The sequence below is a fragment of the Mucilaginibacter sp. SMC90 genome, from assembly GCF_022811725.1.
Taxonomy (GTDB): domain Bacteria; phylum Bacteroidota; class Bacteroidia; order Sphingobacteriales; family Sphingobacteriaceae; genus Mucilaginibacter.
Genome location: NZ_CP094527.1, coordinates 925,598 through 951,724, shown reverse-complemented (window position 1 = coordinate 951,724; position 26,127 = coordinate 925,598). Strand labels below are relative to the sequence as shown.

22 protein-coding genes are annotated in these 26,127 nt (G+C 42.3%); 15 read left to right on the top strand and 7 right to left on the bottom strand.

Features of this window, described 5'->3' with window-relative positions; translation table 11 throughout:
- Positions 1-23 precede the first annotated feature (23 nt).
- Positions 24-989: a Gfo/Idh/MocA family protein gene (locus MTO98_RS04250; RefSeq protein WP_243485388.1), complete on the top strand. Its 966-nt coding sequence runs from the start codon at positions 24-26 to the stop codon at positions 987-989.
- A gap of 388 nt (positions 990-1,377) precedes the next feature.
- On the opposite strand, the gene MTO98_RS04245 is transcribed toward MTO98_RS04250, so the two are convergent.
- The 5 genes from MTO98_RS04245 to MTO98_RS04225 all read right to left on the bottom strand — a co-directional run bounded on the left by MTO98_RS04245 (position 1,378) and on the right by MTO98_RS04225 (position 9,314).
- Positions 1,378-2,223, bottom strand: coding sequence for a metallophosphoesterase (locus tag MTO98_RS04245; protein WP_243485387.1), 846 nt, complete (start codon positions 2,221-2,223; stop codon positions 1,378-1,380).
- A 215-nt stretch (positions 2,224-2,438) separates the two neighbouring features.
- On the bottom strand, positions 2,439-3,536 hold the full coding sequence (locus tag MTO98_RS04240) for an alkaline phosphatase family protein (RefSeq protein WP_243485386.1): 1,098 nt from the start codon (positions 3,534-3,536) through the stop codon (positions 2,439-2,441).
- 75 nt (positions 3,537-3,611) lie between these two features.
- Complete coding sequence (locus MTO98_RS04235; protein WP_243485385.1) at positions 3,612-5,189, bottom strand: SusD/RagB family nutrient-binding outer membrane lipoprotein; 1,578 nt, start codon at positions 5,187-5,189, stop codon at positions 3,612-3,614.
- Between the two features lie 37 nt (positions 5,190-5,226).
- Complete coding sequence (locus MTO98_RS04230; RefSeq protein ID WP_243485384.1) at positions 5,227-8,550, bottom strand: SusC/RagA family TonB-linked outer membrane protein; 3,324 nt, start codon at positions 8,548-8,550, stop codon at positions 5,227-5,229.
- 179 nt (positions 8,551-8,729) lie between these two features.
- Positions 8,730-9,314, bottom strand: a complete 585-nt coding sequence (locus tag MTO98_RS04225) for an HD domain-containing protein (RefSeq protein ID WP_243485383.1) — start codon at positions 9,312-9,314, stop codon at positions 8,730-8,732.
- A gap of 250 nt (positions 9,315-9,564) precedes the next feature.
- Between MTO98_RS04225 and MTO98_RS04220 the strand changes: the two genes are divergently transcribed.
- The 8 genes from MTO98_RS04220 (at position 9,565) to MTO98_RS04185 (ending at position 18,827) form a co-directional block, all read left to right on the top strand.
- Positions 9,565-10,143 (top strand): helix-turn-helix domain-containing protein, encoded by a 579-nt coding sequence (locus tag MTO98_RS04220; protein WP_243485382.1) that lies wholly within the window; start codon positions 9,565-9,567, stop codon positions 10,141-10,143.
- Between the two features lie 207 nt (positions 10,144-10,350).
- A complete protein-coding gene (locus MTO98_RS04215) occupies positions 10,351-11,037 on the top strand; it encodes an HAD hydrolase-like protein (protein WP_243485381.1) in 687 nt (228 codons plus the stop codon).
- Positions 11,038-11,041: 4 nt separating this feature from the next.
- Positions 11,042-12,385 (top strand): DUF5690 family protein, encoded by a 1,344-nt coding sequence (locus MTO98_RS04210; RefSeq protein WP_243485380.1) that lies wholly within the window; start codon positions 11,042-11,044, stop codon positions 12,383-12,385.
- A gap of 50 nt (positions 12,386-12,435) precedes the next feature.
- Complete coding sequence (locus tag MTO98_RS04205; RefSeq protein WP_243485379.1) at positions 12,436-13,575, top strand: TIGR03364 family FAD-dependent oxidoreductase; 1,140 nt, start codon at positions 12,436-12,438, stop codon at positions 13,573-13,575.
- Between the two features lie 149 nt (positions 13,576-13,724).
- A complete protein-coding gene (locus MTO98_RS04200; protein ID WP_243485378.1) occupies positions 13,725-16,280 on the top strand; it encodes a phosphocholine-specific phospholipase C in 2,556 nt (851 codons plus the stop codon).
- 201 nt (positions 16,281-16,481) lie between these two features.
- Positions 16,482-17,435: a bifunctional helix-turn-helix transcriptional regulator/GNAT family N-acetyltransferase gene (locus tag MTO98_RS04195; protein ID WP_243485377.1), complete on the top strand. Its 954-nt coding sequence runs from the start codon at positions 16,482-16,484 to the stop codon at positions 17,433-17,435.
- A gap of 15 nt (positions 17,436-17,450) precedes the next feature.
- The gene (locus tag MTO98_RS04190) at positions 17,451-17,861 is read left to right on the top strand and encodes a DUF2000 domain-containing protein (RefSeq protein WP_243485376.1); all 411 of its coding nucleotides are present in this window, start codon (positions 17,451-17,453) and stop codon (positions 17,859-17,861) included.
- A 138-nt stretch (positions 17,862-17,999) separates the two neighbouring features.
- Positions 18,000-18,827, top strand: coding sequence for a hypothetical protein (locus tag MTO98_RS04185; protein ID WP_243485375.1), 828 nt, complete (start codon positions 18,000-18,002; stop codon positions 18,825-18,827).
- 71 nt (positions 18,828-18,898) lie between these two features.
- Here the strand turns inward: MTO98_RS04185 and MTO98_RS04180 are convergent, their stop codons facing one another.
- Positions 18,899-19,267, bottom strand: coding sequence for a helix-turn-helix domain-containing protein (locus tag MTO98_RS04180; RefSeq protein WP_243485374.1), 369 nt, complete (start codon positions 19,265-19,267; stop codon positions 18,899-18,901).
- A 133-nt stretch (positions 19,268-19,400) separates the two neighbouring features.
- On the opposite strand from MTO98_RS04180, the gene MTO98_RS04175 reads away from it, so the two are divergent.
- From MTO98_RS04175 to MTO98_RS04155, 5 genes are all read left to right on the top strand, one after another.
- Positions 19,401-20,201, top strand: coding sequence for an SDR family oxidoreductase (locus MTO98_RS04175; RefSeq protein ID WP_243485373.1), 801 nt, complete (start codon positions 19,401-19,403; stop codon positions 20,199-20,201).
- Positions 20,202-20,401: 200 nt separating this feature from the next.
- The gene (locus MTO98_RS04170; RefSeq protein ID WP_243485372.1) at positions 20,402-21,118 is read left to right on the top strand and encodes a DUF4397 domain-containing protein; all 717 of its coding nucleotides are present in this window, start codon (positions 20,402-20,404) and stop codon (positions 21,116-21,118) included.
- 168 nt (positions 21,119-21,286) lie between these two features.
- Positions 21,287-22,078 carry a cytidylyltransferase domain-containing protein gene (locus MTO98_RS04165; protein ID WP_243485371.1) on the top strand — a complete coding sequence of 264 codons (792 nt, stop codon included), beginning with the start codon at positions 21,287-21,289 and terminating at the stop codon, positions 22,076-22,078.
- A 293-nt stretch (positions 22,079-22,371) separates the two neighbouring features.
- Positions 22,372-22,725, top strand: coding sequence for a YciI family protein (locus tag MTO98_RS04160; RefSeq protein WP_243485370.1), 354 nt, complete (start codon positions 22,372-22,374; stop codon positions 22,723-22,725).
- 172 nt (positions 22,726-22,897) lie between these two features.
- Positions 22,898-24,127: an RNA polymerase sigma factor gene (locus tag MTO98_RS04155; protein ID WP_243485369.1), complete on the top strand. Its 1,230-nt coding sequence runs from the start codon at positions 22,898-22,900 to the stop codon at positions 24,125-24,127.
- A 70-nt stretch (positions 24,128-24,197) separates the two neighbouring features.
- Here the strand turns inward: MTO98_RS04155 and MTO98_RS04150 are convergent, their stop codons facing one another.
- Positions 24,198-25,169: an alpha/beta fold hydrolase gene (locus MTO98_RS04150; protein ID WP_243485368.1), complete on the bottom strand. Its 972-nt coding sequence runs from the start codon at positions 25,167-25,169 to the stop codon at positions 24,198-24,200.
- An 89-nt stretch (positions 25,170-25,258) separates the two neighbouring features.
- Between MTO98_RS04150 and MTO98_RS04145 the strand changes: the two genes are divergently transcribed.
- Positions 25,259-26,113 (top strand): LysR family transcriptional regulator, encoded by an 855-nt coding sequence (locus MTO98_RS04145; RefSeq protein WP_243485367.1) that lies wholly within the window; start codon positions 25,259-25,261, stop codon positions 26,111-26,113.
- Positions 26,114-26,127: the final 14 nt, after the last annotated feature.

Genomic DNA, 26,127 nt, shown 5'->3' with positions numbered 1-26,127 from the left:
CTTAAGACTTCAGACTTAGAACTATGATAAAATGGGGCATCATTGGCTGCGGGCGCATTGCGCAAAGGTTTATGCAGGGCTTTGCAGCTGTACCGCATATTGAAATTGTAGCATCCTATTCGCGCCGACCCGAAACTGTTGATGCCTTTGTTGCGCAATACGGAGGTAAGGCCTGCAGAAGTGTTGATGAGCTGCTGGCCAGCGATATCGATGCTGTTTACATCGCAACCCTTCCGGATAGCCATGCTGCTTATAGTATAGCCGCTCTTAAAGCAGGCAAACATGTGCTTTGTGAAAAACCCGTAACTGTTAATCTTGCCGAACTGGATGAGGTACTTGCCGTTGTAAAACAAACCGGATTGCTTTTCATGGAGGGAATGAAGCCCCCATTTTTCCCATTATATCCTAAGCTGAAAGAATACCTGATCAATGACCCGATTGGCCAGGTAGGTTATGTGCGGGCGGGATCGGCAGTGGCCGATTGCCCTCCCGATCATCCGAATTATAATCTTGACCTGGTTGGCGGCAGCCTGATGGGCATTGCCATTTACGAAGCATTTTTAGCGCTCGACTGGCTTGGCCCCATGCAGGATATCCAAACCATGGGCAGGTTTGGCGCAACCGGGATTGATATGTTTGCCATTTTCCAAACGCTGCATCAAAATGGTTACGCACAGTTGTATTGTGGCTTTGATATGCACGGCAAAGGCGATGCATTAATAGTGGGCACACTGGGGCATATAACTATCCACAAAAATTGGTGGAACCCGGCAAAAGCAACTATCAGCTACCTCGATGGCCGCACGGTGGAGTTTGATGAACCGTTTACTGCAGGAGGATTAAACTATGAAATTATTCATTTTTGCGAGCTCATCAAACAAGGAAAAACAGAAAGCCCTGTATTGCCTTATGAGTTGTCCCGGCAAATGATAGCTATGATAGATCAGGCGAGGGAGCAGATAGGGTTAAAATATCCGGTGGAGCGTTAGCTTAACAAATAACTGTTTCCAAACTGGTCCTCCACTGGCGCAAGTTTTGTGTGATTGCCTGTGCAGGGTTAACTTGTGCCTTCTACGCCATGTAAACGTAAGGTTATCTATTAAACTGATTTTTTTAGACAGACATTCGGACCAGCACAAGTGAGCATACCCGCAACCGTTCGCACAACACTTGCACCAAAAAAGGGAAATATCCGATGGAAAATTATAACTTGTAGTAAACAAAAAAATGTCATTGCGAGCGTAGCCCGGCAATCGCACGGAAGTACTACCGGTTTGCATAGCTACGTGATTGCCACGTCGCCCTCATGCACCTGCCCATGCCGCTCCTCGCAATGACATGGTTGCTAATCTCTCAGGATAAATTCCGAAATCCTAATTACAGTTTAGCCGAATTAAGCACCGGGTTTTGACTTGCATTTACCTGGTAAGTGTAAATTGCATTTTGCTCGTCAACCTCTACAATACGATAGCCTTTGTAGTCGGTACCCCAATCGCCGCCTATATGCGAATCGAAGAAATGAGGGAGTTTATCAGTATAACGCACACCATCTAAAAGGTGGTCGTGACCATGAAAAACAGCTTTCACATTAGGGTAAGCATGCAACAATTGGATAGTTTCGGGGCAATCAACAAACACATCGTTTTTAACCCATTTGGTAGGTGGGATATGCAGTACCACAAAAACGATCTTCTTATCAGCAAATTTATCTAATGATGCTTTGAGGAAAGCATTGTTGGGGCAGGTATAAATGCCTTTAGTATCAGCAGTGTGGGCCAATACAAAAGCAATATCCCCAAATTCTACCGTGTACTTATCTTCGTAACCAAAAGCGTTTTTCCAAACTGTAGCATCTGCAAAATCATGATTACCCGGTATAGTATGATAAGGAACATTTAATTTATCAAGGTACCTGGTTTTGATCTCGGGAAGCAGATCGGGACGATTATGTACCAGGTCGCCGTTAACGATCACAAAATCCAGATGATTTTTTTCATGATCCTCGTTAAGCCATTTAACCATGTTGCCGGTATGTAAAGGAAAATCGGTTTCCGGCTGGCCATAGTGGATATCAGAAGCTAAAGCAAACCTTAGTTTTAGTTTAGTCCTGGTAACGCGGCTATACCGGTTATTTTCGGTAGCAAAGCTATTAACGGCAGGCAAAAGACTTAAAGCGGCTACTCCCGTTAAGGCAGTACCAAAAAATTCGCGGCGCGAGGTCATAGGCTATTATTTTATTGCAAAGGTAGGTCTGGGGTGTTAAATAAAAGTTAAGAAACTGTCTGAATCAAAGTTTTCAGGATTTAAGAACAAACAGAATGTGATATTGATTCTGAAAATTCAGCCGCTCTGAAAATCACGATTCAGACAGTTACCTTAAACGTTTCTCATTTACACTTCATCCGGGCAGCAAAATGATCAGCTTTTTAAGCCTTTAATTATTTTTTACCGGTAACACTACCTATTGCATCGCCAGCTTCGTGACCCGCAGCAGCTTTAAAATCAAAACCCAGTAAATTGGCTATAGTTTGCGCCAATTGTTTATGATAAGTGGTTTCACCCTGTTTCATTTCGCCCGAAGCAGGAGTATCCGGCCCGATAACGGCAAACCAGGTTTGCTCGGAGTGCAGCACGTCCGATCCATGATCGTGCCATTTTTTTATCGGCTCGTCGCCTCTGCCATGGTCGCAGGTTATGATTAGTGTGGTTTTATTTTTATATGCAGGCTCTGATTGGATATAGTCCCAAAGTTGTTTTATAAAACCGTCTTCCTGTTTAATACGATCAAGATAAAATTTGTAATTGCCACCATGTGCCATATCATCCGGCTCATCAAATGAAACATATAAAGCGCGCGGCTTATACTGCATCATATAATTTTTGGCAAACTCAAAGGTCAGGAAGTCAATACGGGTCGAGTCGCTGATATAACGCGGTGCTTCCAGTTGCAATTCATTCAGGTGTTTTAAACGGTCATTCATACCAGGAACATCCAGTGGCATAAAACCTGCATTAACTAAAATACCGGCACGCTGCGGGCTTAATATTTGCGAAAAGCGCTCCCAGGATGCAAAAGCCGCAACTTTATTTTCGAAACCTTTTTGTTTGTTTAAAAACTCAAGCACGTTCATATTAGGATTGTAGATACCATCGTTGGTATTCATGCGCTTATCCGGAAACCCCGTAAATATTTCGTTATAACCCGGATATGAAAAGTGATATGGGTTGGCTACTTCATCCTTACTGCCCAGGTCGCGGTTACCGTACAATTGCCCTTTTTGAACTATTGTACTCCAAAAGAAAGGCATCAACAATTTACGACGATCTGCAGGCGCATCCGTCCAAAAGTTTTTTCGAACATCGCTTTTATCCTGTGTATCATTTGAGTTGATGATGGCGGAATCTGCACCGCGAAAAACTTCCTGCCAGCGCAGGCCATCGATAGTAACGATAACCACATTTTGGGTTTTGTGCTGCTGGGCATAAGCGCCGTTTAGCCCCAGCGCTAATAGTGTTAACAAGATAGCTTTTTTCATAGTTTTTGCTTTTAATAATAAAGGCCCCTAAGTATCGGGGCCTTTATGTAGATAATTAAAACTTATAATTTGGTGTTATTTAAGCAACCACATTAATTGGAAAATATCATCACTGCCACCATATTGGCTTTGTACCGCTGCTTTATAGTTAGCAGCGTTTGCACTACGCTCATTAGTTGGGTATTGGAACCTTAGCGGAATTGCTCCGTTATCAGTATTACCGGCACCTACACTAAAAGTAGGTACGCCGGTACGACGCCATTGGTAATAAGCCTCCATACCCGAGTTACGGGCAAAAGCGATATATTTTTGTGTCAGGATCTGTTTCCAGCCATCAACGTTATTACCGGCGTATTTAACAGCCGGTTGGTTGTAATAATCGTTATAGCTAAAGTTAACGTTGTAAGATACATCGTCGCCTAACAAACCGCCGCTTTTTTGAAACAGAACTGTGTTGGCACCATCGTTAACACCATAGAAACCAAAATCAGCAAAAATGCCGTTTTTGTACCATGTTTCGGCGTTACCCCCTACCCAGCCCTGATTAATAGCCTCAGCAATATTAAAGCACATTTCGGGATAGCTAACGATAAAAGTGTTTTCGCCCACAAGGGTTTCATAGTAACGGTGACGACCGATAAGTGATACTTTTCCTGCCTGAACCAAAGCAGCCATAGTACTTTGATCCTGACCGGATATACCCCCTACGAATGACCTGAAATCGGTATCATCGAATTTAAGGCCCCTTGCAGGTTCAGCAACTTTCATTACACGCAAATCTTTTAACGATGCCAGTAAATTGATGTAGGTAGCGCCTGTATTATAACGTGTTGCATCATTACCAAAGTTACGTGAGCTGTTTGGGTAAAAAGTAAATACGCCATCATAAATGTACTGCAGGTTATCATCCATCGATGTCATGATAGGATATTTTACAGCGTCGCCAAGTATAGATGCAAACTGGCCTTTAACGTTCAGATCGGCATCACTAACTTTTTTGCTTAACGAGATGAGGATCCTTAAGCGGTAGGTGTTGATCGCCTTTTGCCATTTCAAAAGATCACCTTTATAAAAGAAATCGTATTTGCTATCAACAACATAAGTACCCTGGGTAATTTTGTTTACCGCAATCATTTCGCCAAGATCTTTATTAGCACTCTCAAGCAAAGCAAGTGAGTTTATAAAGATCTGCTTTTGGGTGTCGTAAACCGGGGTTGTATTTTTTAGTCCCTGCAATGCCTGGGTCATTGGTAAATCGCCAACCTTAAGGCTCATATTCACGAAGTAAAATGCCCTGAAAAATTTGGCAAGAGCAAGGTATGGCTTTGATAAGGTGGCAGCAAGTGCATTTGCCTCTCCCTCCATTGCTACTACGTTAGTAAGTGGGGTATAGCTTAATGAAGCGCTACCTGTCCAATACCTGTTATCGCCGTAGTAAAAATAGTTACATGCGGTGTATTGGTTTTGACGCTCGTCCTGACCAAAGGCAGGTGCAAGCATACTTGTTTCGATATTAGGTAATAACAGTGCCGGCGACAAACCCGAAATAGGAAGGTTTTTGTTTTGAACAGCACTGTCAAATTGCTTTTTACAGCCCAACGACACGGTTGCCAGGATTGCTAAAGAAGCTATTTTATATTTTAATGATTTCATTGTGCAATGTTTTATAGTTGTTACTACTTATTATAGCTTAATAAACCACGTTGATGTTAAAGCCATAGCTTCTTACCGTAGGGGTTTGCAAGCCGGTACTGCCTATAGTCGATCCAAATTGATCACGGCCAGGGTACTGGTCAACGTCGATATCTTTGTAGCCCTTTTTAAAGAAATAAAGCAGGTTACGGCCAACTATCGAAAAATCAACCTTTGATAATGACAGCTTTTTGGTTATTGACTGTGGCAACGAATAGCCGATAACAACTTCCCTTAACTTGGCATAAGTTCTGCTGATTACAGTGTGCTCCGCATCAGCGTAAAATTTACTTACATAATCCTGTACATATTTTACAGGGGTTGTATTAGGAGCAAACTTCAAGGCACCAGAGTTAGTTATTTTACCGCTGATTGGGTCATATACTGGCTGCGGGCTGCCGGCAGCAAGCGTAACTCCGTCATGGCCTAACATTGGTGTACCATCAGCATTAACTGAACCTCTAAAACCCGGATCGCCCCAATGTTCTGATTCATATAAACGGGCAGCACCTATAATACCTTCATCGGTAGCAGCGCCACGACCGCCCTGCATCAACTTGGTGTATACCAAATCCTGTATTTTACCGCCAACCATACCATCAAACTGGAATGAAAGCGAGAAGCTTTTATACCTGAATTTGTTGTTGACAGCCCAGCTAAAATCAGGGTCCGAATTACCTAAAAGTTGTGTTTTAGGCAGGTAAGTAGGCAAGCCTGCATTATCATGGATAACTTTTCCATCTGGTGATTTAGCTTCAACGCTGCCAAAGATCTGGTCAACACGATCACCAATATGTAAAATCTGGTCGCCCTGTACCAGGCCTGTCTGGTTTTGGGCAAATGATGTATAAACCTCTTTGTAAGTACTTAGGTTAAGCAACACATCCCATTTAAATTTGCTTGATACAACAGGAGTTCCGTTAACCGAGATCTCATAACCGTTACGGCGGGTTGTGATACCGTTTGTAAGGAAGGTTTGGGCACTACCATTGGTTTCAGACAATTGCTGGCTAAACAAACGCGGACCATCTTTGTAAACAAAGTAAGTACCACTTAAACCTAAACGATCTTTAAGGAAACGCATTTCCAAACCACCTTCATAGTTACTTCTTGAGCTTGGTTTTAATTTAGGATCGATAGCATTAGTTGGAGCTGTAGCCGCGGTTATGTTACCGTAAGATGGGGCCAGGATGTAAGCAGGCGTTGTACTTGTATAACCAGGGCCGCCATAAGGTGTTTGATATTGGGCACCATAACCAAGCGGGTAACCGGCAGGGCCAGTATAAGCATTGGTACCACCATCTTTAACGTTAGCATAACTACCCCTGATTTTCAGGAAAGAGATTACCTCAGGCAGTTTTACATACTCAGATATTGGGGTACTTAAGCTTACCGAAGGATAAAAATAGGATTGATTTTGCAGTGCCGATGATTTTTCGGTACGGCCTGTTGCTGATACAGTAAAATAGTTTTTATAGCTGATATCGGCCGATGCGTAAGCACTTGTAGTGATCAGGTTTGAACCGAAGCTGTATGCTTTTACCGGGTTTATCGAGTTTTGGAAAGTGTAAACATCGTGAATAAGCAACTGGTCGGTGGTGGTGAATGATGACGTATACTTCAAATTACGTAAAGTACCACCTGCAAGCGCGTTAACCGAAATACCTGTATGACCGATATCATTCAGGTTATATTTGATTAAAAGGTCTGTATTGTTATCAAATAGATCGCGGCGGTCTTCACGATAGTTACCATGGTTGTGCTCATCACCATAAGGGTGTGCCGAAAATGGTTCTTTTTCGGTACGCAACAAGTCATAAGTACTGATGTTTGAACGCAACATGATATCCAGATCTTTGGTTGGGCTGTAGGTAAATGAGCCCCATGCGTAGATATCATTTTTATATTGGCCTCTTAACCATTCATATGATTGAAACCATGGGTTTTGGTAACGTTTGTATTCAACAAATTTTGATTGAATACCTTCTTTACCTTTTTGCCAGTAATCACGCATATCGTCGATATTCCAGTCGGCACCAGTCCATACGTCAACACCGTAAATGATACTGTTAGGGCCGTAGCTTACGTCAGGTACGTTGTTTGAAAACTGACGGTTAAAGTTGATATTACCTTCAACTTTGAATTTTTTACTCAGGTTATAGCTACCTAAAAGGTTAAAGTTTACAGTATTTAAACCTGTATTAGGTGTAATACCGCGTTGGTAACCATGCGAAACCGACATACGTACGTTTGATTTTTCGGACGATGACGAAATAGCAATATTGTTATTGGTTAATAAACCTGTTTGAAGGAAACCCTCCAGGTTGTTAACACCACGGGCAACCCATGGGGTTGGTTTGATATTACCTGTAAAGGTTGAACCATCTTTAAAAGTTGTGGTGTAAGTTTTAGTAGGATCATACTCACCATCGTATTGTGGTAATAATAAGCCACTGTTTAAACGCGGGCCCCAAACATCGTAATCACCATCGTTAACACCACCACCAGAACCATCACCAAAAGCATATTTATCGTTATCACCACCACCATAGTTGTTTTGCACCTTAGGTATAGCAATGAAACCACGATTAAACTGCGTGCTTGAGTTAATCTCAATTGTAAAACCTTTAGTATCGCTCTTAGCTCTTTTTGTAGTGATCAGGATGGCACCATTGATACCACGGCTACCATATAAGGCCGCTGCAGTTGGGCCTTTTAATATAGTGTACGTATCAATATCATCGGCGGTGATATTTTGCGTATCGGTTGTGATCGGGATACCATCTACAACGTAAAAGTTAATAGGCGAACCGCGTAGTAACACAGTAGGTGCAGAAAGCAGCTCCTGGTTAATACCAACGTTTAAGCCTGCTACTTTACCGGCCAGGCCGTTAATAGCATTGGGTTCGCGCGCTTTAACCATGTCGCTGCCTTTAACTTCCTGAACGGAATAGCCAATGCGCCTGGTTTCTTTCTTTATACCTAACGCAGTTACCACAACTTCGTTAAGTACTTTGTTCTCGGCTTTAAAGTTAACGTTGTAAATAGTGCCGTTACCTACCGTAACACTTTGTGCGGAGTAACCAACGTATTTAAAAACCAATGTTTGGCCGCTCGAAGCATAAATACTATATGCACCGTTTACATCAGTTACTGTACCTGATTTAGTACCGCTGATTGTAACGCTTACGCCAGGTAAAGGCAACTGCGCTTCGTCAGTGACCTTTCCGGTAATTTTTGTTTGGGCCATTACCAATACCGGCACCAAACAAATAAACAATGCGAAAAAAACGATTGTTAATTTTTGGTAAAACTTAGTCATCTGCTAAAATTTAAGGGTGAAAAAAAGGATGTTTTCATGCAGCAATACTAAACTTTGTTTATTATTAGTAAACCAATTTAGTATTAAACTATGCTTAACTTGATGTTCACCCTGTGTTAAGCAGGTGATTTTTGTAACAAACAGATTATAAATTGATCACAAAAACTTAATATGACTAACTACTCGTTCATGATTTTCAGGTGCGTGAGGGCAATGGCCTTTAAATGATCGATGTTATTTACAGGCACATGCACTTCTTTGGCCATATCGTCCCAGTAACGCAATTTGATGATAAGTTCTGCATCTTGGTTCAATTCAAATTCGGCCGCCTCTTCGGCTGTCATCACGCCGCCCTGAAACTCAAGGGTAACTTTACTCGCATCCGACAGGTGGTTATAATATTCGGGATATTTATAGGTAAGATATCTTTTAGCAATTACATGCCCCTGTACCAGGTTGGCAACTTTTTCAGAAAATCCACGCTCAAGAAGGTAATCGGCACCCAGGCGTTCATGATCAATGTTGCCCATACCCTCCATGCTTCCTGCCTCTTCGGCATCAGCACAAAGATGGCCTATATCATGAAAAAATGCAGCGAGAACAACCTCGTCGTCATAACCCTCAGATTGGGCCAGGGCTGCAGCCTGCGACATATGCTCCAGTTGGGAAACAGGCTCTCCTATATAATCTGCATCGCCAAATTTTTCGTATAACGAAAATACCTCATCAACAACAGCTTTCGGATTATATTGGGATGGTGCCATATAAATAAAATTTTTAGGTGCAAATAAACATGACAAAGGTTATTTAAATATTAATTGTTTGTGAATTATAGCCTTATGTACTTATACTTAAATTTTTCTTAATACAAACACCCCTCCAACATCCGTTTAAACTAAAACTCTTTTTTGTTCGTAAAAAGAAAATATGCATTTGGGTAACAAAAAAATCATTTTGGATAACTATGCGTATTAATTACTTTGCGCCGCAAACAGCAGGATAACACAATATATAATGGAAGAAGATATACTGATACAGATCAGTAACCGGATAAAAGAACGCCGCCGCGAAAAAAACATAACTGTACAAGAACTTGCCGCAAGGGCCAACGTAAGCAAAGGGCTGATATCGCAAATTGAAAACAGCCGCACCATCCCTTCACTCATTGTATTAATAGATATTATTAAAGCATTGGAGATAGATCTGAACGAGTTTTTTAAAGACATACGTTCAAAAAGTGATCATATGCCTGTTTTAGTAAAGCGTAAGCACGAATATGATCATTTTGAAAAGGAACATGCTGACGGCTTTCATTATCAGCGCATTTTTACCCAGTCAATAAGTAAAAGTACCGTTGATATCGTAATACTTGAGCTTGAACCTGATGCCTCCCGCCCTCTTGTTGAAACAGAGGCGTTTGAATATAAGTATATATTATCGGGCCAGATAGCTTATCAGTTTAACGATGATACCATAACCCTTGACCAGGGTGATAGTATGCTTTTTGATGGCCGCATACCTCATACGCCTAAAAACATGGGCAACACTACTGCCAGCATGCTGGTGATTTATTTTTTTGAAGAGAAGAAGTAAGTTGGTGAGTGGTTGATTATGTTGATTGAGTGAGTAGTTTTAGAGTGCAAAAATGTAGTAGCGTGTCTTTAATTTAAACACAAAACAACCACTCTCCTAATCAACTCAATAAACCACTCACCCAACCCTTAACCAAACCTTAACACTAATTTAGTTTAATTTTAATAAAAAAAGTTTAGTATTGCTAAACAATTGTTTTTTGTTACTATGGGCATTAAATTGGTGGTATTTGATATAGCCGGCACTACGGTTAAGGATGATCATGAGGTGAGCAAAACTTTTAAAGCAGCAATGCAAAAGTATGGTTACAACGTTGAACTGGAAAAAATAGATCCGTTGATGGGCTATGAAAAGCCACTCGCTATCCGTAAAATGCTCGCGGAATATGAAGCAGACCAATCAGTTATTACCGACAACCTGGTAAACACTATCCATAAAGAATTTGTACAGCAAATGATTAATTTCTACAAGTTTGAGCCTGGTATTGAACCGTTGCCAAACGTAGAAGCAACATTTGCCAAACTGCATGAACAAGGCACTAAAGTTGGTATCAATACCGGCTTTTCGCGCGATATTGCCGATACCATTATAAATCGCCTGCAATGGCGTGAAAAAGGATTAATTGACTATATGGTTGGATCGGATGAGGTAGAGCTTGGTCGCCCGCACCCCTTTATGATCCGCAAAATGATGCAGGAGTCAAACATCACCAATGCGCTGGAAGTTGCCAAAGTAGGCGACACTGAGGTTGATGTACGTGAAGGACAAAACGCGGGCTGCAAATACTCAATAGGAGTAACCACCGGGGCCTTTACCCGCACAGCGTTGGAGGCCTATAATCCTACCCATGTTATTGACGATATTGCACAGGTAATTGAAATCATAAACCAATAAGTATATGAGGCTGATTGAAAGTTTACGTGCAAAAGTAGCCCAATGGCCTTATGCTTTGATTTCGGTTTTGGCGGCGGTTTCGGCTTTCGGAACGTACACCTCTATGTATGCTTTCCGGAAGGCATTTGCAGCTGCAACTTTCACTGGTCATGAATATTTTCATGTTGATTACAAAGTTTGGCTGGTTATAGCGCAGGTTATCGGCTACATGAGCAGTAAATTTTACGGCATAAAATTTATAGCCGAAGTAAACAGTAAAACCCGTGCAAAATATATTTTAACCCTTATCGGTATTGCATGGGCTGCCCTGCTTGCTTTTGCATTTGTGCCTGCCCCATGGAATATTGCGTTTCTTTTTATTAATGGATTTCCGCTTGGGCTTATCTGGGGATTGGTTTTTGGTTACCTGGAAGGCCGCCGCTCAACCGAGTTCATGGCATCGGTATTATCTATCAGCCTTATTTTTGCATCGGGCTTTGTAAAAACAACAGGGCGCACTTTAATAAGTAGTTTTCATGTAAACGAATATTACATGCCCTTTTTAACAGGGGCCGTATTTGCGTTGCCACTTTTATTTTTTGTAGGCTGTATGGAACTTATTCCGGCACCAACGGCCGAAGATAAGCAATTACGGGCCGAACGTACCCCGATGAACGCCGCCGAACGTAAACAATTTGTCATCCGTTTTTTACCTGGAATTATCCTCACACTCATTGTTTACGTACTCCTCACCATTATGCGCGATGTGCGCGATAACTTTGAAGTGGAGATATGGGCAAGCCTCGGCATTAAGGATAACAGTATTTTTACCACCACCGATATTAAAATTTCATTGGTAGTATTAGTAGCAATGAGTTTACTAATCCTGGTGCGTAAAAATCTCCGTGCCTTTAGTATCATTCATTTAATGATCATTGCAGGTTGCGTTCTGGTAGGTATATCAACCACCATGTTTACCCTTAAAATGATGAGCCCAACCCTGTGGATGACCTGCGTTGGCCTGGGTTTGTATATGGGCTATGTACCCTACAATGCAATATTTTTTGAACGGATGATAGCATCATTTCACTATAAAAGTAATGTTGGTTTTATCATGTACATCGCCGATTCGATGGGTTATCTGGGCAGCGTGAGCGTTTTATTGGTAAAGGAGCTTGGCCGCCCGTCAATAAGCTGGGGAACGTTTTTTCAGGAAGGCGTAATGATAGTAGCACTGGTTGGCGGTATCTGCGGGGTTTTATCACTCGTATACTTTTTACAAAGTGCCACCCGCGATAAAAAAAAATTGAATGAAGCTGAAAATAGTGGTGAACAGATAAATTTTCAAACTATAAGTCCGCAGTCCTGAGTGCAAAGTCAAAAAATGACCAAATACTCAATGACCTAATGAATAATATAATGAGCGAAAATAACAAAAGTGCTATAATCATAGGCGCAGGTATTGTAGGTTTGGCTACAGCCCGCGCTTTGGCCATTCGTGGCTATAAGGTAACAGTATTTGAGCGTAATGAGCGCGCGGTGGGTGCCTCTATTCGCAACTTCGGTATGGTATGGCCAATTGGCCAGGCTACAGGGCCGATGTTTGAACGCGCTATGCTGTCAAGAAGCATCTGGAAAACAGTTTGCACCGAAGCTAATATCTGGCATGACGAGGTTGGCTCGTTACACCTTGCCTACCATGATGACGAATTGCAGGTAATAGAAGAATATGTAGATGTAAACAAGCAATACCGTGACTGCGCTGTGCTAACCCCTGGCGAAGCTGTTTCAAAATCGCCGGCCATAAATACCGATGGTTTAAAAGGTGCGTTGTGGAGCGGGGAAGAAATGATTATAGAATCGCGCGTGGCTGTAGGGCAGGTGGCCTCTTATCTTGCCGAAAAATTTGGCGTAGAGTTTCACTGGAACACCGCCATAAGCCGCATCGAACATCCAAAAGTTAGTTCGGGTACCCAAAGCTGGGAAGCCGACGAAATTTACGTTTGCAGCGGTGCCGATTTTGAAACGCTGTATCCTGAGCTTTTTGCACAAACACAAATCACCAAATGTAAACTACAAATGATGCGTTTGGTAACACAGCCCGATGAGTGGCGCATTGGCCCTTCCTTATGCGGCGGCTTATCCATGATCCATTACCCCGGTTTTCAGGCGGCGGCATCGCTGCCTGCCTTGCGCAAACGTTACGAAGAGCAATATGCCACGCACCTAAAATGGGGCATTCATGTTATGGCATCCCAAAACGGCAGCGGCGAACTCACCATAGGCGATTCGCATGAATATGGCCTGGTTCATGACCCGTTTGACAAGGAATTTATTAATAATTTAATAATCGACTACTTACATACCTTTGCCAATTTTAAGGATTGGAAGATGCTGCAGTCATGGCACGGCATTTACCCCAAAATGACCAACGGCGCTTATGAACTTGTTGTTGATATTGAACCAGGAGTAACCCTGATCAATGGCCTTGGTGGTAACGGCATGACATTATCATTTGGCCTTTGCGAGCAGGTGATTTCGCAACGGAAAGACAAATAGTTCATGGTTCATAGATCATAGATTTTAAAAAACAGCCATAAATCCTGAAGATTTAAAAACAACCATGTTAAATTGGCCGTCGCCATACATAAAACTAAAAACAACCATGATCTATCATCCATAGGCCATGAACCAAATAAAACAAAAACATGTCTGATTCAAGGAGAGATTTTCTAAAAAAAGCGGCATTACTTACCGGAGCAGCCGGCCTCGCCAGCATTTTACCCGAATCTATTCAAAAAGCAATGGCTATTAATCCGGCACCGGGCAGCACATACCTGGATGCTGAGCACATTGTGATCCTCATGCAGGAAAACCGCTCGTTCGATCATACTTATGGTATGCTTAAAGGGGTACGTGGCTATAACGATCCCCGGGCAATCGATCTTCCAAATAAAAACAAGGTTTGGCTGCAATCAAACAAAAAAGGCGAAACCTATGCTCCTTTTCACCTTGACATCAAAAACACCAAAGCAACATGGATGAGCTCATTACCGCATTCATGGGCCAACCAGGTTAATGCCCGTAACGATGGCAAGTTTGATCAATGGCTTAACGTAAAACGTAACAGCATTAAGGAATATTCTAACATGCCTTTAACAATGGGTTTCCACAATCGTGAGGATATTCCATTTTACTATGCACTGGCCGACGCCTTTACCGTTTGCGATCAAAACTTTTGCTCCTCATTAACAGGCACCAACCCTAACAGGCTATATTTCTGGACCGGCACTGTCCGTGCCGAGCAGCATGAAAACTCGCTTGCTCACGTTTGGAACGATGATATGGATTACGGAACCCTTAACTGGGCTACCTTTCCCGAACGGTTAGAAGATCATAACATATCATGGAAACATTACCAAAATGAAATAGCCATTGACACCGGCTTACAGGGCCAGGAAGATCCATGGCTATCAAACTTCCAGGATAACCCGCTGGAATTTTTCGGGCAATATAACATTAAACTATACGATAAGCACATCGCCCATCTGCAAAAAAAGTCAACTATTTTGCCTGATGAAATTGCAGCCGTTGAAAAGCAAATAGCTGCCTTGCCTGCCGGCAACGCGCATATAGACCATCTGCAAAAACAGCTTAAACAAAAACAGCAGGATCTGGAGCAAACTAAAAAAGACATGGCCGGCACCGACCCCAACAAGTTTGCAAGCCTTTCGCAGCGTGAAAAAAACCTGCACAAAAAGGGCTTTGTAACCAACACCAATGATCCGCATTATCGCACGCTAAGTCCGCTGAAATATAATGATGACGGTACCGACCGTGAGGTATTGGTACCTAAAGGAGATGTTTTGCACCAGTTTCGTGCCGATGTAAAAAGTGGCGAACTTCCAACAGTGAGCTGGCTATCGGCCCCCGAGCATTTTTCCGATCATCCAAGTTCGGCCTGGTACGGTGCATGGTATGTATCAGAAGTGCTTGATATCCTTACACAAAACCCTGATGTTTGGAAAAAGACAGTTTTCATTTTAGCTTACGATGAAAACGATGGATACTTTGACCATATCCCTCCTTTCACTGCACCTAACCCGCATAAACCGGGTACCGGTAAAGTATCTGAAGGAATTGATCCAAGTGTTGAATTTGTTACTTTAGAACAGGAAAAAGCCCGTAACAATTTCCCCGAAGTATTTGACCGTGAAAGTTCGATAGGTTTAGGTTTCCGTGTTCCATTGGTAATTGCTTCACCATGGAGCCGCGGCGGCTGGGTTAACTCCGAGGTATTTGACCACACTTCGACATTACAATTTTTAGAAAGCTTTTTAAGCCACAAAACAGGCAAAAAAGTAACAGAACCCAATATCAGCGAGTGGCGGCGCACTGTTTGCGGCGATCTTTCAAGCGTGTTTCGCCCTTACAATGGCGAAAAGATAGAAAACCCGGAGTTTGTTGCCAGAGAAGCATTTTTAGAAAGTATCCACAAGGCGCAATTTAAAAAACTACCTTCAGATTATAAGCTGCTTACAGCCGATGAAATTGCGCAGATCAATAAAGACCCGCATTCTTCGCCATACATGCCGCAGCAGGAAAAAGGCATTAAACCATCATCCGCCCTGCCTTACCAACTATATGCTGATGGTAAACTGAGCGCTGATAAAAAATCGTTTGAAGTTAAATTTACTGCAAGCAACAAAGTATTTGGGGCAAAAGCTTTAGGCTCGCCTTTTAACGTATACGCTCCCGGCAAATACGCAACGATGAACGATCCGCAGAAAATGGAAGACCTCCGTACCTGGGCCTATACCGTCAAAGCCGGTGATACGCTGGCTGATGTATGGCCCTTACACGAGTTTGAAAACGGCGAATACCATTTGCGTACCTATGGCCCTAACGGTTTTTTCCGCGAGTACCAGGGAAATGCTGCCGACCCACAGGTTGATGTTACTTGCGAATACGAGCAGGTTGCAGGCAAATTAACCGGTAATATTGCTCTGAAAATAACCAATCACACCAACAAAGCACAAGCCATAGCAGTAACGGATCATGGCTACAAAACCGGCGACCATAAAGTTTCGGTAAAAGCAGGGGCCAGCTCAACTATTGTTTTAAGCCTAAGCAAAAGCTATGGCTGGTATGATTTCAGCGCAAAGATTGATGGATTTGAAAAATTCGGAAAACGCTTTGCAGGCCGCGTGGAAACAGGTAAACCAACCTTTAGCGATCCTTTAATGGGCAAAGCATTAGCATAATTATTAAATACATTTAGCAATGTAAAACCGGGCCGGCCAGCCCGGTTTTTTGCTTTCAATAGCTGGTGCCTCGACAAAAGCACTTCCTTGTTATCCCGGTTTTATGAATTACATATTACACTAATCTATAGCCGACTGTTTGGAGTTTTAAAAACAACATGATATATTTGCGTAATCAGTTACATAATTAATTACACAGTAATGGAATTTTTTAATAAAGTAGGAAAAATGGCCATAGGCAGCCGGCTAAGGATGCTGACTGAAACCGTTGGAGAAGATGCAGCCAGGATCTACAATTTATATGATATCGATTTTCAGCCCAAATGGTTCCCGGTTTTTTATGTGTTGCAAAATGGCGGGGAATTTACAATAACTTCAATCGCTAAAGAGATTGGCCATTCGCACCCTTCGGTAAGTAAGATCATAGCCGAGATGGTAAAAAATGGTTTTGTTGTTGAAAAAAAAGATAAAACAGATGGCCGCCGGAACATGGTGAGCCTATCGGCCAAAGGGCTTGATGCGGCTCTTAAGATCAAGGATCAATATGCTGATGTTACCAACGCCGTAGAAGAAATTCTGTCGCAGGCCAATCATGATCTGTGGAAAGCCATTGAAGAATGGGAATATCTGCTTGAACAAAAATCATTACTGCGCAGGGTGCAGGAACATCAAAAAATACGCGAAAGCAATAAAGTCCACATAGTATCTTATGAACCCCGTTACTCCGAGGCATTTAAAGCGCTAAATGAAGAGTGGATCTCCAATTACTTTAAAATGGAAGAAGCCGATTACAAAGCTCTTGATAACGCCGATAGTTATATCATTAATAACGGAGGCCATATACTGGTTGCCCTTTATAATGATGAACCCGCAGGCGTATGCGCGTTAATAAAAATGGATGACCCGGATTATGATTTCGAGCTTGCTAAAATGGCGGTTTCACCAAAAGCACGAGGCAAAAACATAGGTTTTTTATTGGGCCAGGCTATTATTGAAAAGGCAAAAGAACTTGGCGGCCACAAACTTTATCTTGAAAGTAACACCATTTTAAAACCGGCCATCAGCCTTTATCATAAACTGGGCTTTGTGAAAATAGCAGGAAGGCCATCGCCTTATGAACGGGCTAATATTCAAATGGAACTTATACTTAAATAAATACCCAATTAGTTTATGAACCCGGTAAAAATAGCTATCGTAATTAAAAACGAACTGGCCATGTGGCAAAAGCTTAACGTAACTGCCTTTTTGGCCAGTTCCGTGGCAATAGCCAATCCCGACACGCACGGCGGAAAACTTGTTACGGCCACAGGAAATCAGTATATGCCTTTCATAAAATATCCTGTACTTGTTTACAGGGCAGATAATGCAGCTCAGCTCCAGCGGGCCTTCAACCGCGCAAGGGAAAGGGAGCTTCAAATTGGCATTTACACTCAGGAATTATTTGCTACGAAAACCGAAATGGAAAATCTGTCGGAGATTGCCCTTCATGCTGATGCAGACCTTAATTTGGCAGGCATTGTGGTGTACGGCGATAGCAAAAAGGTTGATAAAGCACTCGATGGGCTAAAATTTCACGAATGAGGTAAAGCTTTCTTCATCCCCTAAATTACCTTGAACTATAGATAAATTAACTATTGTATAACAAATGTGAATAAACTTAACAAACAGTTGATGATATTTTTTGTTTATTGCAGTTGAAACTTAAACACTATATCTATTATGAAGTACAAAAAACTACTGTTTAGCCTGTTAACAACAGCCGGTTTAATTGCAGGGTTTAACGCCAATGCGCAATTCGGCAGCTTACTGCAAAAAGCAAAAGATAAAGCAGCTCAAAAAGCAAGTGATGCTTTTGACAAAAAAACCTCGTCATCATCTTCTACGGCATCATCAGGCTCCGAAACGCCTAAAAGTAATAAGGTAATTATCAATTCGGGGTTTGATTTTGTTTCGGGAGATACTGTATTATTTGCCGAAGACTTTTCGGGGATCGCGGTTGGCTCATCGGCCAAAACATTTAAAACCAACGGATCGGCCACAGTAGTTTCAGTTGGCGGCGAAAGCGGTAAATGGATGGCCCTTGCTGATAATGCCACTTACAAATTCACCAAACAGCTTTTTTACCCTAAACATTTTACTGTTGAATTTGACATACTTGCCGCAGCCGATAAAATAAGTGATATCTACCCCGTAATTTTTGGTTTTGTAACAGATAACAGCGTGCGCGATTACATTAGCAGCGGAGGCGCTTATGTTGAACTTAAGTACTATAACAATAACGATGTATCGATAAATAGCGAGTTCCTGAGTAAATACCTTAACAGCACATTTGACCTCACCACATTCACCAACCGAAAAATGCACGTGTCGCTGGTAGTTGATGGCGACCGTATGGTAGTTTACCTTGATCAAACCAAACTGGCCGATACGATGGCTTTTATGCCGACTACAGCCAAAAACCTTTACATCAGCGCCCCGATGCAGTACAAAAACGGATCGAAAGTTTTGGTGAGCAACTTCAAGATCATGGGCTTTAAAAAAGTATAAATAAGGATAATACCAATCGCATTAAAAGAGAATGCCTGTTGTTTACGATAATAACAGGCATTCTCTTTTTTTTATGCCTCTGGCAACACCAACCTTTTGCTGATCACCCTTCGCAAATGTTCGCTGTGTGCATCGCCCCATTGCCCAAGCTCATTAATGATAGGCACTACCGATTTCCCGAGGTCAGTTAAATAATATTCCACTTTAGGCGGTTGCTGGTCATAAACAGTTTTAGCAACCAGCTCGTCATCTTCCAATTGTTTAAGCTGGATATTTAAAACCCTTCGCGTTGCCTCCGGAATATTTTTTTGCAGCTGCCCCGGCCTGCTGATGCCCTGTGATATAAAATATAACAAATGGATTTTCCACTTGCCAAATACCACTTCACGTATCAGGTCAAGCCCGCATTCCTGTTGTATGGGTAATTTCCTTTCGTACATAATTTATCTGTTTTGACACTTCAAGCAAAGCTACAGGGAAAAATTTATCCGTATTGAATCGTTTTTCCGTACTTGACCTGGCTATGATACTTCCTGAACTTTGTATGATCAAATAAACAAAAACAGAAGTAAAATGATTGCAAAAGCAAATTTCAATATCGACCCAAACGAATTTAAAGGCAAAAAGATCCTCGTAACCGCCGGTACCAAAGGCGCAGGTAAAGCCATTTTTGAACGTTTGCATAAGGGCGGCGCCAGTATTGTAACTACAGCCCGCACGCAGCCTGAAGATATCCATCCCGAAAATTTTATCCAGGCCAACTTGAGTACCAAAGCCGGTACCGACAAAGTAGTAAAAGAAACACTTGAAAGGTTAGGAGGCATCGATATCCTGATCAATAACCTTGGCGGTTCAGAATCACCTGCCGGAGGTGTTATGGCGCTAAGTGATGAAGATTGGGAAGCGGCACTACAAACCAACCTAATGGCGGCCGTACGTTTAGATAAGGGATTATTGCCAGCCATGCTTAATCAAAGGCAGGGCGTAATATTGCATATTTCATCTATCCAACGTAAAATGCCGCTTTTTGAAGCTACGCTACCTTATGCAGCGGCAAAAGCTGCATTGAGCAATTACAGCAAAGGTATCTCTAAAGAACTTGCCCCAAAAGGTGTGCGTGTTAACACTGTAGCACCTGGCTTTATCAATACCGGTGGTGCGCAGGGTATGATCGATAATCTTGCTTCACAAAACGGTGGCGATAAGGAAGCCGCACTCAAAACCATTATGGATTCGTTGGGGGGCATCCCTATGGGCCGCCCTGCCGAACCTGAAGAGGTTGCCGAGCTGGTAGCTTTCCTGGTATCAGACAGGGCCGCTTATTTAAACGGCGGCAAATTTACTATTGACGGGGGCACGATACCCATAGTATAACCATGCCCAAACTGTAATAGCGGATATTGAAGTATCCGCTATTTTTTTACAATCGAAACCCGTGTAGTTTATATAATAAAACCCAAGCCCAAACGTATTTATGCTAAATAACACCTGGGTTAAAATTTGAAACCCAAAGTAGCGTAATGCCTGCTGATTACGTAAAGTTAAAATATCAGTTTACACCAATATTTTAGTTTATGAAAACAGTTCAGCAAAAATTAACAAGGCGGGCAGGCATTATCGGGATGATGTGTTTGCTGGCAGCTTCACTTAGCTCATGCCTAAAAGACCATAACAATTACGTGCAGCCGGAGGTGGCGCTCGTTTCTGTTATCAATGCCTCTCCCGATTCTGATCCGGTTGATTTTTATCTTGAGCCAAACAGGGCTAACACCTTCCCAATCCGCTACGGTCATGGTATAGATTACGTTAATGCGTACCCCGGTAAAAGAACGGCTACTTTTTATGTTTCGGGCACAAAGCAAAAAGTTGCAGCGGATACCATCGACCTTACAGCTAAAAAACTTTATTCGGTATACCTGGCCAACACAACAGGCAAACGTGACGTGATTTTTGTAGCCGACTCCATTGTTCAGCCGGCTGCAGGGATGGCCAGTATCCGCCTGGCAAACTTAAGTGCCGGTACAGGCGCGGTTGACCTTGTCACTTCAAAAGATAGTGTGCTGGCATCAAACAAAGCTTATAAACAAGTGTCGGATTTTGTAACCATTAAAGGCGGCACCACTTATACACTCAACATTCGCCAAAAAGGTACTACTACAGTATTGGCCAGTCTCACTAATGTTAACCTTCGTGCAGGTTCGGTATATACTATTTGGTTACAGGGCATTGCAACAGCCACCGATGATAAAAAATTAAGTGCAGGTATTCAAACCAATGTTTTCTATTATTAAATAACCTATACCTATGTTGTAAAACCCGGCGCGCTTGCCCGGGTTTTATTTTTTTTAAACATGTACTGATTAACAATTTCATAATATAAACTTCGCCATATTTAAACCTTGCCATTATACATTTAACCCGTTAATGTTTTTAAAGTAAACCTCAAATTTCCGGAAAAGATGGATGAGCGTGTAGTGATCATAGTGCCGGCCCGCATGGCATCAAGTAGTTTATATGGTAAGGTAATGCTGCCAATACAGGGTAAAACTTTGTTGGCCCGCATGGTTGAAAGGTTAGGCATGATCCAGCATCAGGCTACCATCGTTATTGCAACCACAGAAGGCAATGAAGATGATGTTATAGCTCAGGAGGCCGAAAACCTTAACATTTCATGTTATCGAGGCAGTTTGGGCAACCTGCTCGACAGGCATTACCAGGCAGCTAAGTTTTTCAATGCCGATGTAGTTGTAAAAATCCCGGCCGACTGCCCGCTGATCGATCCGCGGATCATTGATAAAGTACTGGAATATTTTTTCAGCTACAGGCAAAAATATGATTATGTAAGCAACCTGTACCCGGCCACCTACCCCGATGGTAACGATGTTGAGGTGATGACCATGGCCTGCCTGAAACAAGCCTGGGAAAATGCCGGCCGCCCGTATGATCTGGAGCATACTTCACCATATATATACGAAAACCCGCTTATTTTTAACATAGGCAATGTAACGTTAGAAACAGGATTGGATTACTCCATGTCGCACCGTTTCGCACTTGACCATCCTGAAGATTTTTATTTCATCGAGCGTGTATTTAAAGAATTATACCCGGTTTGTAATCGTTTTTCATGCCAGGATATTATTAATTTATTGAAACTGAAACCTGAGATCTACGAAATTAACGCTCCCCATAACAGCACCAACTGGTATAACAAACACCTGAGCGAAGTTAAGCCCGAGTTTGCGATGGCTTGATTTAGAGATTAGAGGTTAGTGATTGGAGATTAGGTTGTGATCTTCCATAATTGCGCCTTCTAAATTTTTTGAACCCGAATTCATCGAATTAAAGAATTTATAGGATTTCGTAATTTTGTCCATTCCTTAATTCAAAAAATTCAGGTTCAGAAAAAATCCTGTAATCCTGCAAATCCTAAAAATCCGGGTTCAGAAAAAAGTCCGAAATAAATACCCCCCTTGTCCTATTCCGTCAATCTCATTTGATATAGAGGTGTAATTCATATATTTATTAACCTTTAAAATTTAAAAAGATGGACGAATTCGTTTTAATTTTCAGGCACGAGGATGGTAATAAGATAGCATCTCCCGAACAAATCCAGATCTGGATGAAACAAACTATGGACTGGATTGGCGGTATAGCTGCCCAAAATAAGTTTGTGAGCGGCACCGGTCTGCCTTTTGCCGATGCTAAAATTGTAGGTCACGGCGGCGTAGTTACCAACGGCCCTTTCGGCGATATCAAAGAAACCATTGGTGGTTTTGTTACGGTAAAGGCCGATTCGGTTGAAGAAGCCGTTGAATTTGCCAAAGGCTGCCCTGTATTACAAGGGCCGGGCAATACCGTTGAGGTGCGAAAAATTGCTAAGAATGATGGAGTGCATTAAATTTTTATAAAAACATAAAGCACTATCCCCCCACCGTCATTGCGAGGCACGAAGCAATCCCCGATAAGCAAATCAGCTATGCAGGTTTCTCTGTAAGTAGGGGATTGCTTCGTGCCTTATAATGACGTGGTGGAGATGTTACTCTTACTATAAGCCTTTTGTTTACCCCTCCATGCAAAATCCCGAACTCATCCCCCATTTATTCCGCACCGAGTACCGTAAAATAGTATCGGTACTGTGCCGCCGCTTTGGGTTTGACCAGATGGAAATTGCAGAAGATATTGCCAGTGATACCTTCCTCACGGCTGCCCAGGCCTGGAGTTATAAAGGCATTCCACCCAACCCAACCGCCTGGCTTTATAACGTAGCAAAAAACAAGGCGAAAAACCACCTGCAGCGCAACACCATTTTTGAAAGCAAAGTATCCCCGGAAATAAAAACTGAAGATGCTTATGAACAGGATATCGACCTCTCACCTCAAAACATTACCGACAGTCAATTGCAAATGATGTTTGCTATCTGTCACCCTGCCATCCCGCCCGAGGCACAGATCGGTCTCTCGTTACGCATACTTTGTGGTTTCGGGATCGATGAAGTGGCCGAAGCTTTTCTTACCAGCAAAGAAACCATCAACAAACGCCTGTTTAGGGCCAAAGAAAAGATCCGGAACGAGAAAATAAAAATTGAGATGCCGGGCCCCGCAGAAATTGACAACCGGCTTGAAAACGTGATCACCACCATATACCTGCTGTTTAGCGAAGGTTATTATTCTGTAAGTCAAAACCAGGTTTTACGTAAAGACCTTTGCTTTGAAGCCATGAGGCTTTGCCATATGCTTATTGAAAACGAAAGCACCAACAAGCCGCCGGTTAACGCCCTGCTTTCGCTCATGTATTTTCATGCATCGCGCTTTGAAGCACGTACAGACCCAAACGGAGGACTAATCTTATACAACGATCAGGACACTAACCTATGGAACCAGGAGCTCGTAGCCAAAGGTGCCTGGTATTTAAATCAAGCCACTACCGGCACCCGGTTATCAAAATACCACCTTGAAGCCAGTATAGCTTACTGGCATACCCAAAAAACTGATTCCAAAGAAAAATGGGAGAATATTCTCCAGCTTTATAACCGCCTGCTGCAAATAGCGTACTCGCCCATAGCGGCACTTAACCGCACCTTCGCCCTGGCCAAAGCCAACAGCCCCGAAGAAGCTATTATTGAAGCCGAAAAGCTACAGCTCACCGGCAACCAGTTTTACTACACCCTGCTTGGTGAGCTCTATACCGGCATCGATAATATGCAAGCAAAACTAAATTTTGAAAAGGCACTAACGCTGATAAAAACACCTGCCGATACTGCCGTTATACAAAACAAAATAGATAAGCTTGAAAACAGCTAAGCCTTACAAAGTTCTTGAAACTTCGTAAGGCTTGATTTTGCAAATCACTCTGCTCAGCATAACTATGGGCTTACTTAGGTAATCCGCCTAAAAAGTCAAGCACATCCTGACCTATTTCTTTGGCATGTGTTTCCAGGGCGAAGTGACCTGTATTGTAAAACTTAACAGTTGCATTAGGATTATCTCTTTTGTAACCTTCGGCACCGGCAGGTAAAAAGAACGGATCCTTATTACCCCAAACGGCTAACAATTTTGGTTTATACTCCCTGAAGTAAGCCTGAAATTTAGGGTATAAGGCTACATTAGTGCGATAATCAAGCATCAGGTCGAGCTGAATTTCAACATTTCCGGGACGATCAAGGGTTTGCTGATCAAGAGTATAACTTTCAGGAGCAATTAATGACGGATCAGAAACACCTTCAAAATATTGAAATTTGGTCATCTTTTCTTTTACGAAGTCCCTCAAAGCATCCCTGTTTTCCTGGCTCGGATCATTCCAGTATTTTTGAATTGGGTTCCAGCCGGTACTCAGGCCCTCTTCATAAGCGTTGCCATTTTGAGAGATAATGCCGGTTATTTTTTCGGGATTAGCCAAAGCCAGCCTTAAACCGGTTGGTGCACCGTAATCAAATATATAAATGGCAAAACGTTTAAGGCCAAGCTCGTCAATAAAAGCCTGCATGGTATTGGCCAGGTTATCAAATGTATATTTAAATTGAGTATGATCAGGCATATCTGAATATCCAAAACCCGGAAGGTCAGGAGCCAATACATGATATTTTGTACTTAATGCAGGAATCAGGTTCCTGAACATGTGCGACGAAGTTGGGTAGCCATGCAGCAACAGTATGGTAGGTGCATCTTTGGGCCCTGCTTCACGATAAAAAATATTTAAGCCATTGGCTTTAATGTTACGGTAATGAATTTGATTGGTTTCCATGGTTTGATTTTTTAAAGTTGAGTTTTGGGTTGATTGCGCATTAGCTCCTGCAACAAAGGTAATTGCAACCAAAGCGTTTATTATCAGTTTTTTAATTTTCATTTGCTGTGTTTTGATGATTCAAATTTAATACCGATATTTGATTATTAAAAACGATTAATAATGATATTAAAAATCATAAATAGTGATTTATGAACACCAATGATCTCAAAATATTTGAAGCGGTAGCAACTAACGGAAGTTTTACTAAAGCGGCCGAGGCAATGTATACCGTACAATCAAACGTAACAGCACGTATAAAAAACCTGGAAGAAGAATTTGGAGCCGATCTGTTCACCCGCACATCACGTAAAGTGGCCTTGACAAGCGCGGGCGAAACGCTGATGCAATACAGCAAAAAGATTGCCCACTTAATGCAGGAAGCTAAAAAGGATATTAAAAAGTTTAGCCAGGTAAGCGGCAACCTTAAAATAGGATGTATTGAAACCACTATGGCGTTCAAGGTCCCCGATATCCTTAACCGTTTTACAGAAGCTTATCCCGATGTTGACCTGGAGTTTAAATCGCAAATGCGCAGCGACCTCATCAATGACGTGATCAATTATAAACTGGATGCAGCCTTTGTATCAGCCCCCATCAATTCGCCGGAGCTGGAACAGCTACATATTAAAGAAGAACAGCTGGTGATCATTGCCCCGGCCCATGGCCCCGAGCTAAAGGAATTACTTATGGCCCAACCTCTTAAAATAATTGTATTTGACCAGGGATGCGTTTTCCGGGCGCGCCTGGAAGCATGGCTTAACGCCAAAGGCATTATCCAGTACAAAAGCATCATACTGAACTCGCTCGAAGGGATCATCAACTTGGTAGAAGCAGGCTTAGGCATCAGCATTCTTCCAGCCGAACTTATTGAGCAGTATTACCAGGGCCGTAAACTTAAAACACATATGCTCAACAAAGAACTGGGCACTATGTCAACAGTACTCATCTATCGTAAAAATGTACCGCAATCAGGGGCTTTGAAGGCATTTGTGGAAATGTATTGAGATAATAATGAAAA

Coding starts and splice junctions, on each gene's coding strand:
- MTO98_RS04210 (WP_243485380.1), top strand. CDS start 11,042: ATGAGGCTGATTGAAAGTTTACGTGCAAAAGTAGCCCAATGGCCTTAT.
- MTO98_RS04185 (WP_243485375.1), top strand. CDS start 18,000: ATGAAGTACAAAAAACTACTGTTTAGCCTGTTAACAACAGCCGGTTTA.
- MTO98_RS04190 (WP_243485376.1), top strand. CDS start 17,451: ATGAACCCGGTAAAAATAGCTATCGTAATTAAAAACGAACTGGCCATG.
- MTO98_RS04195 (WP_243485377.1), top strand. CDS start 16,482: ATGGAATTTTTTAATAAAGTAGGAAAAATGGCCATAGGCAGCCGGCTA.
- MTO98_RS04170 (WP_243485372.1), top strand. CDS start 20,402: ATGAAAACAGTTCAGCAAAAATTAACAAGGCGGGCAGGCATTATCGGG.
- MTO98_RS04215 (WP_243485381.1), top strand. CDS start 10,351: ATGGGCATTAAATTGGTGGTATTTGATATAGCCGGCACTACGGTTAAG.
- MTO98_RS04150 (WP_243485368.1), bottom strand. CDS start 25,169: ATGAAAATTAAAAAACTGATAATAAACGCTTTGGTTGCAATTACCTTT.
- MTO98_RS04155 (WP_243485369.1), top strand. CDS start 22,898: ATGCAAAATCCCGAACTCATCCCCCATTTATTCCGCACCGAGTACCGT.
- MTO98_RS04220 (WP_243485382.1), top strand. CDS start 9,565: ATGGAAGAAGATATACTGATACAGATCAGTAACCGGATAAAAGAACGC.
- MTO98_RS04245 (WP_243485387.1), bottom strand. CDS start 2,223: ATGACCTCGCGCCGCGAATTTTTTGGTACTGCCTTAACGGGAGTAGCC.
- MTO98_RS04160 (WP_243485370.1), top strand. CDS start 22,372: ATGGACGAATTCGTTTTAATTTTCAGGCACGAGGATGGTAATAAGATA.
- MTO98_RS04145 (WP_243485367.1), top strand. CDS start 25,259: ATGAACACCAATGATCTCAAAATATTTGAAGCGGTAGCAACTAACGGA.
- MTO98_RS04205 (WP_243485379.1), top strand. CDS start 12,436: ATGAGCGAAAATAACAAAAGTGCTATAATCATAGGCGCAGGTATTGTA.
- MTO98_RS04180 (WP_243485374.1), bottom strand. CDS start 19,267: ATGTACGAAAGGAAATTACCCATACAACAGGAATGCGGGCTTGACCTG.
- MTO98_RS04250 (WP_243485388.1), top strand. CDS start 24: ATGATAAAATGGGGCATCATTGGCTGCGGGCGCATTGCGCAAAGGTTT.
- MTO98_RS04240 (WP_243485386.1), bottom strand. CDS start 3,536: ATGAAAAAAGCTATCTTGTTAACACTATTAGCGCTGGGGCTAAACGGC.
- MTO98_RS04200 (WP_243485378.1), top strand. CDS start 13,725: ATGTCTGATTCAAGGAGAGATTTTCTAAAAAAAGCGGCATTACTTACC.
- MTO98_RS04225 (WP_243485383.1), bottom strand. CDS start 9,314: ATGGCACCATCCCAATATAATCCGAAAGCTGTTGTTGATGAGGTATTT.
- MTO98_RS04235 (WP_243485385.1), bottom strand. CDS start 5,189: ATGAAATCATTAAAATATAAAATAGCTTCTTTAGCAATCCTGGCAACC.
- MTO98_RS04175 (WP_243485373.1), top strand. CDS start 19,401: ATGATTGCAAAAGCAAATTTCAATATCGACCCAAACGAATTTAAAGGC.
- MTO98_RS04165 (WP_243485371.1), top strand. CDS start 21,287: ATGGATGAGCGTGTAGTGATCATAGTGCCGGCCCGCATGGCATCAAGT.
- MTO98_RS04230 (WP_243485384.1), bottom strand. CDS start 8,550: ATGACTAAGTTTTACCAAAAATTAACAATCGTTTTTTTCGCATTGTTT.